At 46.1% G+C, this 13,058-nt stretch carries 12 protein-coding genes; 5 read left to right on the forward strand and 7 right to left on the reverse strand.

Going from position 1 to position 13,058, the window contains the following annotated elements:
* Positions 1-134 precede the first annotated feature (134 nt).
* A complete protein-coding gene (locus DVO77_RS03390) occupies positions 135-1,325 on the forward strand; it encodes a potassium/proton antiporter (RefSeq protein WP_119977312.1) in 1,191 nt (396 codons plus the stop codon).
* Positions 1,326-1,709: 384 nt separating this feature from the next.
* Here the strand turns inward: DVO77_RS03390 and DVO77_RS03400 are convergent, their stop codons facing one another.
* The 4 genes from DVO77_RS03400 to DVO77_RS03415 all read right to left on the reverse strand — a co-directional run bounded on the left by DVO77_RS03400 (position 1,710) and on the right by DVO77_RS03415 (position 4,895).
* On the reverse strand, positions 1,710-2,426 hold the full coding sequence (locus DVO77_RS03400; RefSeq protein ID WP_119977314.1) for an oxidative stress defense protein: 717 nt from the start codon (positions 2,424-2,426) through the stop codon (positions 1,710-1,712).
* A 287-nt stretch (positions 2,427-2,713) separates the two neighbouring features.
* A complete protein-coding gene (locus tag DVO77_RS03405; RefSeq protein ID WP_119977316.1) occupies positions 2,714-4,336 on the reverse strand; it encodes a PepSY-associated TM helix domain-containing protein in 1,623 nt (540 codons plus the stop codon).
* A complete protein-coding gene (locus tag DVO77_RS03410; protein WP_110455859.1) occupies positions 4,333-4,632 on the reverse strand; it encodes a hypothetical protein in 300 nt (99 codons plus the stop codon). Before DVO77_RS03410 ends, DVO77_RS03405 begins: the two co-directional genes overlap by 4 nt.
* Positions 4,629-4,895, reverse strand: a complete 267-nt coding sequence (locus DVO77_RS03415) for a hypothetical protein (RefSeq protein ID WP_162924133.1) — start codon at positions 4,893-4,895, stop codon at positions 4,629-4,631. The genes DVO77_RS03410 and DVO77_RS03415 overlap by 4 nt, the downstream gene beginning before the upstream one ends.
* 152 nt (positions 4,896-5,047) lie before the next feature.
* Here DVO77_RS03415 and DVO77_RS03420 point away from each other — a divergent pair, with 152 nt between their 5' ends.
* Entirely contained in the window at positions 5,048-7,105 is a 2,058-nt protein-coding gene (locus tag DVO77_RS03420; protein ID WP_119977320.1) for a TonB-dependent receptor, read from the forward strand.
* A gap of 65 nt (positions 7,106-7,170) precedes the next feature.
* Here DVO77_RS03420 and rluF read toward each other — a convergent pair whose 3' ends face one another.
* Positions 7,171-8,064: a 23S rRNA pseudouridine(2604) synthase RluF gene (gene rluF, locus DVO77_RS03425; RefSeq protein ID WP_211328757.1), complete on the reverse strand. Its 894-nt coding sequence runs from the start codon at positions 8,062-8,064 to the stop codon at positions 7,171-7,173.
* 277 nt (positions 8,065-8,341) lie between these two features.
* On the opposite strand from rluF, the gene DVO77_RS03430 reads away from it, so the two are divergent.
* Genes DVO77_RS03430 through DVO77_RS03440 form a run of 3 tightly spaced genes read left to right on the forward strand, consistent with a single transcriptional unit; the run spans position 8,342 to position 10,482 of the window.
* Positions 8,342-9,076, forward strand: coding sequence for a basic amino acid ABC transporter substrate-binding protein (locus DVO77_RS03430; protein WP_119977322.1), 735 nt, complete (start codon positions 8,342-8,344; stop codon positions 9,074-9,076).
* A 7-nt stretch (positions 9,077-9,083) separates the two neighbouring features.
* Positions 9,084-9,764 carry an amino acid ABC transporter permease gene (locus tag DVO77_RS03435; protein ID WP_110455863.1) on the forward strand — a complete coding sequence of 227 codons (681 nt, stop codon included), beginning with the start codon at positions 9,084-9,086 and terminating at the stop codon, positions 9,762-9,764.
* Positions 9,757-10,482 (forward strand): amino acid ABC transporter ATP-binding protein, encoded by a 726-nt coding sequence (locus DVO77_RS03440; protein ID WP_119977324.1) that lies wholly within the window; start codon positions 9,757-9,759, stop codon positions 10,480-10,482. Before DVO77_RS03435 ends, DVO77_RS03440 begins: the two co-directional genes overlap by 8 nt.
* 137 nt (positions 10,483-10,619) lie before the next feature.
* Here the strand turns inward: DVO77_RS03440 and DVO77_RS03445 are convergent, their stop codons facing one another.
* Both DVO77_RS03445 and DVO77_RS03450 read right to left on the reverse strand, forming a co-directional pair.
* Positions 10,620-11,675: a LysR family transcriptional regulator gene (locus tag DVO77_RS03445; RefSeq protein WP_119977326.1), complete on the reverse strand. Its 1,056-nt coding sequence runs from the start codon at positions 11,673-11,675 to the stop codon at positions 10,620-10,622.
* 332 nt (positions 11,676-12,007) lie between these two features.
* A complete protein-coding gene (locus DVO77_RS03450; protein WP_119977328.1) occupies positions 12,008-13,033 on the reverse strand; it encodes a murein transglycosylase domain-containing protein in 1,026 nt (341 codons plus the stop codon).
* Between the last annotated feature and the right edge of the window lie 25 nt (positions 13,034-13,058).

A 13,058-nucleotide genomic window follows, 5' to 3' on the forward strand; every position in this document is an offset into this window, starting at 1 on the left:
GCTTAACCTATTAAGTCTGCATTACGTGTTTGGCTGGTGGAGGTTGGGCTCATCAGCCATATACAGTTATAGAATCGATGGCGCCCATGCGTCTTCTTAGGCTGAGTTCTTTAGCCGTCTAAAAAAGGATATCGATGTCTTACGAAATTATCTTACTGGGAATTGCGGCATTGATTGCCGTGGGTATTTTATTACATCATCCGTCTAAAACCTTTGGGCTGCCAAGCTTACTGATTTTTATGGGAGTAGGCTTAGCGCTGGGCAATGGCGAATTTAATTTTGTGTATGATAATTTGGCCGTCACTTCGATGGTGGGCGGGGTCGCCCTTAATGTGATCGTGTTTGTGGGCGGTATTAATACCTCCACCGAGAGCATTAAATTGGCTTACAAAGAGGGCGGTGTGTTGGCGACCTTTGGCGTGGTGCTGACAACACTCTTGTTGGCATTATTACTCTATCCGCTCACCAACTGGGGCCCGATTATTTGTCTGTTGTTTGCGGCGATGGTGTCATCTACCGACGCGGCCGCGGTGTTTTCAATCCTTGAGGCGAAAAAACTCAAATTAAAGCAGCAGACCGATCGTATTTTGGAGTTTGAATCGGCCACCAACGATCCTGTCGCGCTGGTGATGGTGATGATTTTAACCGGTATCGCCCTCGCGCCCAATGAAGCAATATCGGCATGGGAGATAGGCCAAACTTTAGTGCTGCAAATTCTGTTTGGTATCTTAATTGCTTTCGTGGTGGCTAAGCTGGGCGTATGGGCGCTTAATCATATTCAGTTGCAAGAGTATGGTCTGATCCCTGTGTTCGTATTAGCATGCTTTGTGCTTGCGGCCTACGGCAGTGAACTCGCGGGCGGCAATATTTTGATTGCTTCTTACGTTGCGGGGGTCGTGTTAGGCAATGGAATCAAGCGTGGCGGCGAGGTGACGCGCCACTTCTTTAATAGCATGTCGTGGTTAGCTCAGTCATTGATGTTTATTGTCTTGGGGCTGCAGATGTTTCCCCAAACCTTGATGTCGGTGTTTACCCTGTCACTGCTGCCGGCAGTATTGCTGATGTTTGTGGCGCGGCCGTTAGCGGTGCAGCTGTGTTACTTGCCCTTTAGGCAGGCCAGTTGGCAAAAGCGGCTGTTTATCTCATCAATAGGCTTAAAGGGGGCTGCTCCAATTGTATTTGCGTTAATTCCGGCGGCTGCAGGAGTCGATGGCGCCATCGAATTAGTGCATATCGTGTTCTTTATGGTGCTATTTTCTATTGTCATTCAAGGGGCGGCTATTGAGCCGCTAGCCAAAAAGCTTCAATTGAATCAAGATGACTAAGTTGTTGAAATAGATTGTTAAAAGTCGATGTTGCTGAGTTTATCAATGAGATCTAGCTTGCCGCCCTATCTGATATGCAGTATCTATATCAGATGAGGCGGCCTATCTAAGGCCTGTTGATCTTTCAAGGTTATTTTTGCAGCGAATGATTGAGTATTGATTCAAGGCAGCGCTTTGTGGTGTAGTAATTCTATATAACAAGCTGATAACGCAGTAGAAATACTCAACAAACGCTGCCCGAAGGGTTCGGCTAAAAACGTTTTACTCTTTGTTAAGTGTATTTTGCTTAGATGGCTAGGCTGCAATCCACTCGCCTCAATTAACACGTTTTTGTCTCGAACAAGATTCAACCCGCAAAGATCAACAGGCCCTAGTTAACCGTACTTATTTCAAGCGATAGATCACTTCGACTCGGTCACTCACCGTGGTTTGTGCCTGCTGATAGCTCTCGGCAACATTGCCTTTTGGTGTGGCGTCCATGCGATACATCACCGGCTGTACCTGACGCTGATCGTAATAACGGATCTGCCATACTCTATCTACCTCTGTACCAAATTCGGCGGCTAAGGCCTTGGCTTTTTGCTGGGCATCGGCGATCGCCTGTTTGCGTGCCTGTGCGATTAATTCGTCGGTTTTACTCGAGGTAAAGCTAATATTGTTAACTCGATTAATCCCCTGTTCAAGCGCCGTATCTAATATTTTATTTAGTTGTTTCAGCTCCACTACTGTGACGGTCACTTGACGACTGGCACGATAACCCACTTCGGTTGTGGTGTGAGTGTCACTGTCGTATTGCTGTTTGGCTTGCAGTGAAAGGTTGGCGCTGTGGATCTGGTCGCGTTCGACGCCTGCTTCGGCTAAACGGGCTAAAAAGTCTGCGACCGCCTTATCGGAATTAGCCTTAGCGTCTGCCGGAGTCTTAGCCTCGCTGACCACTTCGACATTAATTTCCGCCATATCGGCCTTAACCATCACCTGGCTGGTGCCGACGGTTTCAATATGGGGAAAATTGAGTTCATTGGCTTCAGCCTTTGTGGCTGCGATAGCCAGGGTGCTGCTCAACAAACTCGCCGTTAATGTTGCTAATATGGTTTTTTTCATTGTTTACTCCGAAATAAGGATGTTAGTCATTGATTGAACCTAGAGATTGTCAATCCTATGCGTTATAAACGGCCGAGTTTGCTAAAAGGGTTAAGTGTGGTGAATTTTTTATTTAACCTGAATATAGGTTGTTTGGTGTGCCGAACATATTGCCCCACTTAAATGAAGTTTAAAAGACTGAGCACAGGCAGTTGCGTTAGGGGAGCCAGCCGCAGTCACTTTGAGTGACTGCGCTGGTTTTATGTCAGCTATGAGTTTAATTTTAGCGGTTGTTATTGGCTTAAGGCTTAAGCCGTCTCGGCCTTTAAAGGCGATATACTTTGAACAGTTTCGGCTTTGGTGGCTATTGCCCAAATGCTATTTGGCTCCCCCCGATGTGCTCTTAAGTATGTTTTTCGGCTGGCAATATAAAACAGCAATGCAAATATTGTTGCCACAATTTCAACCGATGCCCCATAAAGTCCCCCTAGGGACCACGTCTCAAATAATAGCGGAGAAGCCAGTGCTAGGGATGTCAGCGGGATCAGTAAACAGGTGGCCGCTAAGCTCCGTAATAAGTGAATCGCCGCAATTGCCGCTCCGCGCCATAAAGCGTAGCCAATAGCGCCAAAGAAGCTAAGGTAATAGCAGTAGAGATAAGAGTAGTTGGTTTGAAGCTCAAATATATAGAGCCATTTCGTGGCGAGTATCGCGACGCAAACGCCTAATATCGAACCCAAGCAGACACCTACAGTTAACGCGGCCATCAGGTAACTTGAGCGAGTCTGTTGTCCCTGTTTTTGTCGGCGCTTTTCGAGCCACAATAAATTGCCGCTATAGAACAAAAAGGCACCTAGCAACCCCATAGCGAAATAAAGCCAACGGCCAAAGTAACCGGCATAGTTACCAAAGTGTAGACCGAAAAAGCTATTAACGATGGCGGTATAGATACCAGCCTCGTCGTTGGCAATGGTGTTGAAAGCGATTTTTTGGGTATAAGGATTCATATAGATGTAATCGCTATAGCCGCCGCGCATGATGGTATTATCGCTAACCAGTTTTACCGCAAGGCTTGGGTTGCTGCTGTCCAGCCTAGAGAACGCCATGGAGCTTATGCGGTAGCCCTCGCTCATGGCATTGATTTTCTCTAGATAACTGGTGACGGGGGGCAGATCGGCAACCGAATAGCTGATATTTGACTGGGGTCTGGGGGAGAACATCGGCTTATCGCCATAGACCAGACTTAACCCGCCGTAGAGTACATCGTGAAAGGCAAATATGACGACACTCCAAGCGATAATGATGTGAAAGGGGAGGCTAAAGATCCCCACTAGGTTATGGCTATCGAGCCAAAAGCGATTAGCGCCCTTATTTTTACGCAGCGCAAACAGGGTCTTCATCATTGTGGGCAGTAAAAAAATCACCCCTGAGACGAGCGTCAAGAAATAGAGTAGCGATGCGATACCCAGTACTAATACCCCTAATCTTTCATGGCCGATCTTACCCGGTATCCCTGCGGTGCGGTGTAGTTGATCGATGAGCCTGCCCAGTTTGTTGCTCGAACTGGCCACTGTGGTCAATTGATTATCGTCATTGAGGCTCGCCTGAGTCAGGCTATCGTCGAGTCTTAGGCCGCGTCCACCGCCCTTTTCGTACCAGGCCATGGGAGACTTATCTTGGTCGAAACTAATGATAAAACCTTGTTTGGCTTTATCGTGGTTTGCCATCGCTTGTTTGACTAAATCATCAAGCTGTGAAGTGTCTACTTGGGGTAAATGATGGCTAGGTGGTGTTGCCCATTGAGTAATCTGGGGTTTAAACATGGTCAATGACCCGGCATAAAATCCGATGAACAGAAATAAGCCGGCGATGATGCCTGTCCACGTATGGATAGACTGATATGTGCGTAGGATATCGGAACGAATTTTCACAGCGACCACCTCAAAACGGCGAATAAAAGCAGGCTTGCTAGGTTTGCTACGCCTAAATAAAACAGTGCATTACGTGCAGTTTTGAACATAAAGCTCAAGCTGAAAATGCACAGCCACAATAGGCAAACCAGCCACATATTAAATTGCACTTTGGTCGGCGCATCTATACCTCCGGGGCCAAACCAGGCGAATAAACCTATGATGCCGTAAGCCAAGCTGAATCCTAACAGGCTAGCGATCAGCGTTTTTTGCCACCATTGCGGTTGGATCTTATTGACAGGAGATAACACTTTCATGAAGAGCGCTCTTTTTTGCTGATTAAGGTGATAAATGGAATGCAGGCACATAGGCTAATGGCGGTAAATAACCAAGTGAATATAGCTGCGGTCGTGGTTAACAATTGTAACCAGCTGAGCAATGCTGCCAGCAGTAAACTCCATCCCATCAGGGCTGCCGGAGTTGGTAGAGGTTGACGCAGTACCCGCTGGTGTTTGCGGGTTAAGTAGATAAGGGCCGTACCTATAAAACTCAGTACTAGAGCCATCAACTGAAACATCACGGTATTCATTCCTTGTTACGTTAGTTATTCAAGCTGACAAATATAGTAATGTAAATGATATTGATTCTCAATTGTATTTAATCTTTGGTTAACGTAAATTATTGGCCTGTTAATTTACGTCTCACCTTTCTTGCCTTAACCAGAGGGTTTATATGAACAATAAGGCGCTTCAAAAAAAACTCCCCACCCTGACTTTGCTCTGTTCACCGTTATTATTGACCACCTATGCGATAGCAGACGATGCACCCGTGAAGCCGATGGAGGTGATCACTGTGCACGGGGAAAAAATGGAACGTAGTCTTAAAGACACGACGTCATCGGTATCTGTGATTGATAAAGAGATCTTAGATAGTGGCCAGTATCAATCGATTTCAAATTTGCTCGCCGAGGTCCCAAATGTGGTGGCCTTGAGTGGCTCAGTTCCCGATATTCGAGGTGTGACGGGTAATGGCGCCGCAGGAGGGTTTAACTCCTTTTCTGGTGGTGCTAATGCTAGGGTCTCAACCTTAATTGATGGAGTGGCCGAACCCTTTATCGCCGATTTAACTGGAGATACAGGCCTTTGGGATATTCAGCAAGTTGAAGTATTTAGAGGCCCTCAATCTACGTTAAATGGACGCAATAGCATTGGTGGTACCGTCTTTATTAAGACTTTAGATCCGACATTTGATTGGAATGGTGCGGCTCGCATTGGTTATCGTAATCAAGATAATTACCTCGACAGTGCGGTGATGCTATCTGGGCCGATTTTAGATGACCAACTGGCATTTCGCGTAAGTGGTCAAAATGTCACCGGCGATAGCTTTGTAGAAGAACATATCTATGCAAGTAATCCCGATAGCTTTGACCAAAATGAACTGACGACCAATCGTTGGCGAGCAAAATTACTCTGGCAACCTGCAGGGTTAACAGATTTAACAGTGCTTTACGGTTACTCCTACAATCATGAGAAGGGCAATACCGGGCGCAAATTTTTTTCCGGTGATGATCCATGGGCCTTTAAGTCGATCATGCACAGATATATGGATACCGAGTCCCATACTCATTCGGTTAAATTTGATTATCAACTTAGTGAGAGTCAAAGTGTCGATCTGTTAGTGGCCTATATGGATTACCAATGGGGATTTAACTCCTACGAACCTAAAGTCACCAGCCAGCAGTATGTTGCCATGGATGATACAAGCTACACCTTAGACGGAAAATACAGTTTTGGCTTAGATGACCCAAGCCTTAATGGCTTTGTCGGTTTGTCTCTTCATAAACGTAACCAAGACTTCGCTAGCGTTGGAAGCTATCCCTATCAAGGTGATGACACCAGTGAGTCTGAATCTGTGTACGCAGAGCTTTATTATCAGTTGAGCCAACATCTAGGGCTGACCCTCGGTGGCAGAGTCATGCATGAGGAGCAAACGCGTAATTTCGCCGTGTTATCAACTGGTGAAGAGTTCAATGAGCAGTTAAATAAGAATAATACCGTGACCTTACCTAAATTCGTCTTACAGTATTTTGTTGATGACTCGACCACCTTATCGATCAGTGCGCGTCAAGGTTACAACTCTGGTGGCGGTGCGCTTTCAGCCGATAATCAGTATTACTATTATGACGAAGAGTCGGTTAATACCTATGAGATCAGCTCACGCAGTCATTTCTTTAATGGCAATATTAGCTTGAATGCCAATTTGTTCTATAACGATTTTGAGGGTTATCAAGCATCGAATCGCCAACGTAGGATCACCAATATTGATAAGGCGGAGACTATGGGGCTCGAGGTTGAATTGACCGCGATGCTAACTGATAATGTGCAGTTAACCAGTGGCTTTGGTTTGTTAGAAAGTGAGATTAAATCGGCCGATCAGGCCTATGGTGACATCATAGGTAATGAGCTTAATTCCGCGCCTAATGTTACCGCGAATGTAGGCTTAAAGTACTGGCTAAATGATGAGTTAACCTTAGGCGTATCTGGGCATTATGTCGGTGAATACTTTGGTGATATCAATAATAGCGAGGAACGAGTCGCGGGTGACTATGTGATCACACGTTTTAACCTCGATTATCAAAATGAAAACTGGCGTATTAGTGGTTTCGTCAACAACCTATTCGATGAGCAAGCCGTGACGGTCAGGCAACCTCCTAGACGCAATTATACTGATGGTTATGTGGCAATCGTTGATCCAAGAAACATTGGCGTATCGGTCGCGTATAACTTTTAGTGCAGGTAGGCTAATCGATAATGCAACGGGTTAATCGACTCGTTGCATTATCTTTATATTGAGCGCTAACGCTTAGGGCGTCTAGAGTGGGATGGCTTACCTTTATTCGCGCCAGCAGGTTTTTTCTTTTTACCATGATGTTGCATAAAGTGCTCGGGGCCTTCAATCTTATCCCGTAGCGATTTATTGGGTTTCTTGGCAGGCTTTTTTACCGCTTTTTTGGGGCTTTTCTTATCTTCAGATGAAGAGTGTTCGATAAGCTTAAACAGGGTTGAAAGTTCCTCCTCATCTAAGTCACGCCACTCTCCTAAAGGTAATCCTTTTAAGGAGACATTCATTATGCTTTGGCGTTCAAGCTTGGTCACCTCAAAATTGAAATGTTCACACATTCTGCGGATTTGACGGTTAAGGCCTTGTACCAGAACGATTTTAAACACGAAAGTAGAGATCTGCTCTACCTTACATTTCTTGGTAATAACCCCAAGCATGGGCACGCCAGCGCGCATGCCTGTTAAAAACGCCTCAGTGATCGGCTTGTTCACTGTCACCACATACTCTTTGTCGTGATTGTTGCCAGCACGCAAAATTTTATTGACCAAGTCGCCATTATTGGTGAGGAATATCAGCCCTTGAGAGTCTTTATCTAAGCGGCCAATGGGAAACACTCGTTCGCTATGATTGACGAAGTCGACGATGTTATCGCGCTCGGCATTTTCGGTGGTGCTGACGATGCCGACAGGCTTATTTAAGGCGATAAATACCAAGTCGTCGGCGTCTCTTGGCTCAATATCGCGGCCATTCACTTTCACCTTATCGCCAAATGAGACCTGGTCGCCTATTTGAGCACGTTTACCATTAATAAAAACATTACCTTGCTCGATAAAACGATCGGCTTCTCGGCGAGAACAAATACCACTTTCACTGATGTACTTGTTAAGACGGATCCCAGCTTCGCTCACAATGGCTTCCTTTGAAAAGAGGAGCGCTTTCGCGTTCCGAATAATGGGCGCCAATTGCAGGGCGCAGTAGGTGTAAATGCTATCACATTCACTGTCATTGGGTGGCACAAAATGGTGTTTGCTCACGCTATCTATCAGTCATCTGACGGGAAGAGGACCACATCTATAACTTGAAAGTGAATTAATAATCGAATAAATAGCATATTTATTGACATGAAAAGGGCGGGTGCTTATAGTCTGTGGCTGTTGGGGTATTTATAGAAAAAGAGAGTTTACAATGAACAAATCCGTGTTATTAGGCAGTTTTAGCTTGGTTGTAGCCTTGTTGTTAACTGGATGTGGTAAAAGTGATGATGTACTCGTGGTTGGAACCAATGCAGCCTTCCCACCTTTTGAATATGTCGGTGGTATTAGTGGCGATGAAATCAAAGGTTTCGATATAGATTTAGCGCGTCAGATAGCTAAAGACGCCGGCAAGACCTTAAAGGTCGAAAATATGAAGTTTGATTCGCTCATCGTGGCATTAAACTCAGGTAAAATTGATTTTATCGCCTCGGGGATGACCATCACCCCCGAACGCCAAAAAAGCGTTGATTTTTCGGCGCCATACTATGAAGCAACCCAAGTGGTGTTAGTGAATAAAAATGATGAAGCTATTCACGGCCTTGATGACCTTAAAGGCAAGCATTTTGCGGTGCAGTTAGGGTCAACGGCCGACATCATGGCAAAGCAATATACCCAAGAGGTAACCGCCTTTAATACCGGTTTTGAAGCTATTAAAGAGCTGAAAAATGGCAAGGTGGATTTGGTGCTATTTGATAGTGAGCCTGCGGCTAGCTACCTAGCTAAAAATCCAGAGTTGAAACTTATCAGCCTCGACTTCGAGCCTGAGTTTTATGGGTTTGCTGTGAGCAAGAGCCAGCCTGAGCTACTTAAGAGTATCAATACGACCTTGGCCAATATGAAGGTCAGTGGCCAGTATGATGCACTGATCGCCCAACATATGAAGTGAGCAATCCATGATAGATGCAATTAACACTTCGCTGTTCACCCCGATAGGTGACGACGGCTTAATAGGTATCTTGCTGATTTTAAATGGTCTCAAGGTCACTTTGATGGTCACCTTTTTCGCCATGATCTTAGGGGCGATATTAGGCATTACCACCACCATGATGAAGATGTCATCTAAGTGGTATCTACGTTGGCCTGCCGACTTATATGTAGGTGTGATCCGCGGTACACCAGTGGTTGTGCAGTTAGTGATCCTTTATTTTATCGTATTATCCTCTTTAGATGTCGACAAGGTAACCGCGGCCATTATTGCCTTTGGCCTTAACAGCGGCGCCTATATCTCTGAAATTATTCGCGCTGGTATCGAAGCGGTGGATAAAGGGCAAACCGAGGCGGCGCGGTCATTAGGTTTGTCTCCTGGGATGACCATGAAAGAGGTGATCATGCCGCAGGCGGTAAAGAAGATTTTACCCGCCCTTGGCAACGAGTTTATCGTGCTACTGAAAGAGACTGCGGTCATAGGCTTTATTGGTGGCGTCGATTTGATGCGCGCCGGCGAAATCATTCGTAGCCGTACCTTTGAGGACAGTGTGCCGCTATTTACCTGTGCAATCATCTACCTGCTACTGACGTACAGCTTCACCTTTATGCTGTCAAAACTGGAAAAGAGGCTAAAGCAAAGTGATTAAGATAACCAATTTACATAAGAGCTTCGGTGATAATCAGGTGCTCAAGGGGATTAGTCAGCATATTGCCCGCGGTGAAGTGGTGAGTGTAATTGGCCCAAGTGGTAGCGGTAAGAGTACCTTTTTACGCTGTATCAACTTGCTAGAACAGCCGACCGAAGGTGATATTGTTATCGATGGTCAGTCGATCACGGCTAAAGGCGCCTGCATCGATAAGCTGCGTCAAAAAGTGGGGATGGTGTTTCAAAACTTTAATCTGTTTCCTCATAAAACCGTGATGCAAAATATTACCTTAGCCCCAGTAAAGCTCGGCTTGATGAACCAAGTTGAGGCCGACCGTCAGGCGGTGGAGTTGCTGGCACAAGTCGGTTTGCAAGATAAAGCCAATGCTTATCCTGCCAGCTTATCGGGTGGCCAAAAGCAGCGGGTGGCCATTGCTCGTGCCTTGGCGATGCAGCCTGAATTAATGCTATTTGATGAGCCTACCTCGGCGCTCGACCCTGAAATGGTTGGCGACGTACTCGATGTGATGAAGTCCTTGGCGTTAGCGGGCATGACCATGGTGATTGTCACCCATGAAATGGGCTTTGCGCGAGATGTGTCCGACAGAGTGATTTTTATGGATGGGGGCTATGTGGTGGAAGATAGCTCACCGCAAGCGCTGTTTAGCGCCCCTAAAGAGGCGCGTACTCAGGCATTTTTAAGCAAGGTATTACGCTAGTCGGTTAGTCTATATTGATATTATGCCCCTAATTATCTATCGATAAAAAGGCTCTATTCTTGAGCAAATTAACAAGGCAAGCTTGCGAGCTTGCCTTGCTATTGGTTGCATTTTACGCGGCGCCCAGCGCCTTGAGTTTAAAGCGGTTTGCCGTTTGAGCCGCCAGTCGCATCACGAGAGTCGCTATTACAACCACAACCTTCGCCGCACACAGGTTTAAGCTTGGTGTAGTTAAGCGATGGTGTTTTGCCATGATAGCGTGCTTGCATGTCGTGCAACTTGTCGGTCAGCATGGTTTTTAAACAGTTAGCCAGAGGTTCAATCACCCCCTGATGACAATGCAGATAATAGCTGTCACAGGGCAGACCGCTGGTGGCAAGCCACTGCTCGGAGACATCGATAAACCCCACATCGCTGCGGTGCTCAAAGTAGGGCAGTGACATCACAGATGACAGCAGGCAAATATCATCGCTTCTACTGGTATGGTCGACCAACATACGCAAACTAGGGCTTCGCAGCACAATATTAAGATCGATATTATGGGCCTGGGCATACTGCTCTATGCCGTGTAATTGCTGCTCATGTAGGTTGGTGTTGACTAAGGTGATGTTGTAGTCAAATAGATCGACCAGAGGTTGTGTCGAGCTCAAGATCGGATGGCCGCTTCTAGCCACCATAAAAAAATGATCAATATCACCCAATTTAATGTTATTCACCATGGGATGATGGATAGGTTCGGTGGAGATGGTGCAATCAACTTTACCCTGACACAAGCGCTGGCTGATGTTTTCTGACCATGGCATCACATTGATATTGACCCCGCCTTCAATACAATGGCAGGTGTGTTTCAGGTTATTCATCACCATTAATGACCACTGTTCGTATGTGGCAATCGTCAACTGAAATGGCTCTAAGGTTTTGCCTATGGTGATGGCGATAATTTTGTCGTATTGCTCAAGAATGGTCTGCACCATGGGGTAGAGGCGTAGCGCAATATGATTGGGCTCAAAGCCATATTGCTGGCGGATAAATAGCTCATTTTCTAATACCTCACGCAGGCACATCAATGAGCGGCTGACCTTAGATTGAGTAGTCAGTAGTTTTTCAGCAACCGCGATGCCATTTCTAAGTTCAACCAAGCCGACAAATACCTGTAAGGTAAAGTAATCTAAGCGGCTGATTTTTTTGTACATAGCCTGGCTCCTTGCGTTGTCAGTGGCTGGGGGTGGTGATGGGCCACCGATAAGGTTCACTGTTCGCTTAGGATGGGCAGTAGACGTATATGACGGATACACTCACAGGGCGTTAGCCTGTGTTAGTTTGTCGTACTCATCGATTATTCGCCCTAGCACTGTGACTCATCAGTAGGGGCGTATAGCCGTGGTGGTGTTTATCAATGGGTAAGGCTGGGCACCATCCTTTGTTGAGTGGTTATAGCACCACTAATAGAATAAAACTGCATGGGTGGTCACATTTTGAGCGCTGCAACTAGCCTGTTAGCTAAGGATATGATTGCTTATGTCTTCTAAAGGTATTTATGGCGTTTGCTAGTGACTTTTTTTAGGTAGTTACGGCTTTCTTGTCGAATATGGCGCTGAGTTAAAAACCAATAAAATTCGCTGCGAGTCATGTTATTGATGCGGACTAGGGCTTGGCGACGATCGCCACGGGGATTAAGGCTCTTCCATAAATTACCTGTGCCACCGTTATAACTGGATATCACCGCGTATTCGCGCTTTTGTGGATCGTCAATGCCCTTAAGGTAACGGCTAGAGAGCAGGTGTAAATAACCGGTCGCGACCTCAATATTTTTTTGTGGATGGTATAAATAGGCCGCTGACGGCGTATGGGCATAGCCTTTAATTAAATTAAAATAATCCCGCCCAGCGGTGTTGGCCTTTATCTGCATTAACCCTAGTGCATTAGAGCGTGATTTGGCTAAGGGATTAAAGGCGCTTTCGGTCTCCATGATCGCCATGATCAAATCAGGTTTAATCCCGTAGGTACGTGCCGACTGGCGCACAAACTCAATATACTTGTTGCCGGCAATTTGGGTGTGATTGTTGACCATGCGAATTGCCACTCGAAAACGGGCCGCTGGGGTGGCACTTTGCTGATTAAGGTTTTGATTGATAAGGTAGTCGGCAAAGCGCGCCGCCCGCCAATGAAACTCGATGGGGTGGCCATCTTGATCGTGTACCTGCCCCCAAAAAAAGGGCTTCTGCTTACCATTGATGAGGCCAAAATCGTGGGCGGTTTTGGCATCGATCACTTCGGGATCGATCTGAGTCAGCAGCACTTGGATCACCGCTTGTTTGAGCGAGGCTTTATTCACACTTTCAACCACAATCAGCCCGCGTTCGAAATCGACATAGGTGTGCTCTTGCTCGGCCTGATTAAGCACTAATACCGAGGGCGCTAAGCTGGGAGCGTTATGTTGATACTCGCGCAGTAACGCGGCAACATCGTCCTCATATTGGCTCAGATCTAGGCTTAATGCATTGCAGCAATACAGCAAAAAAAAGCCAGCAATAGTATGATATTTATTCATTTATCAACGCATTAAGCATAGGTGT

The sequence above is a fragment of the Shewanella algidipiscicola genome (genome assembly GCF_003605125.1).
Classification (GTDB): domain Bacteria; phylum Pseudomonadota; class Gammaproteobacteria; order Enterobacterales; family Shewanellaceae; genus Shewanella; species Shewanella algidipiscicola.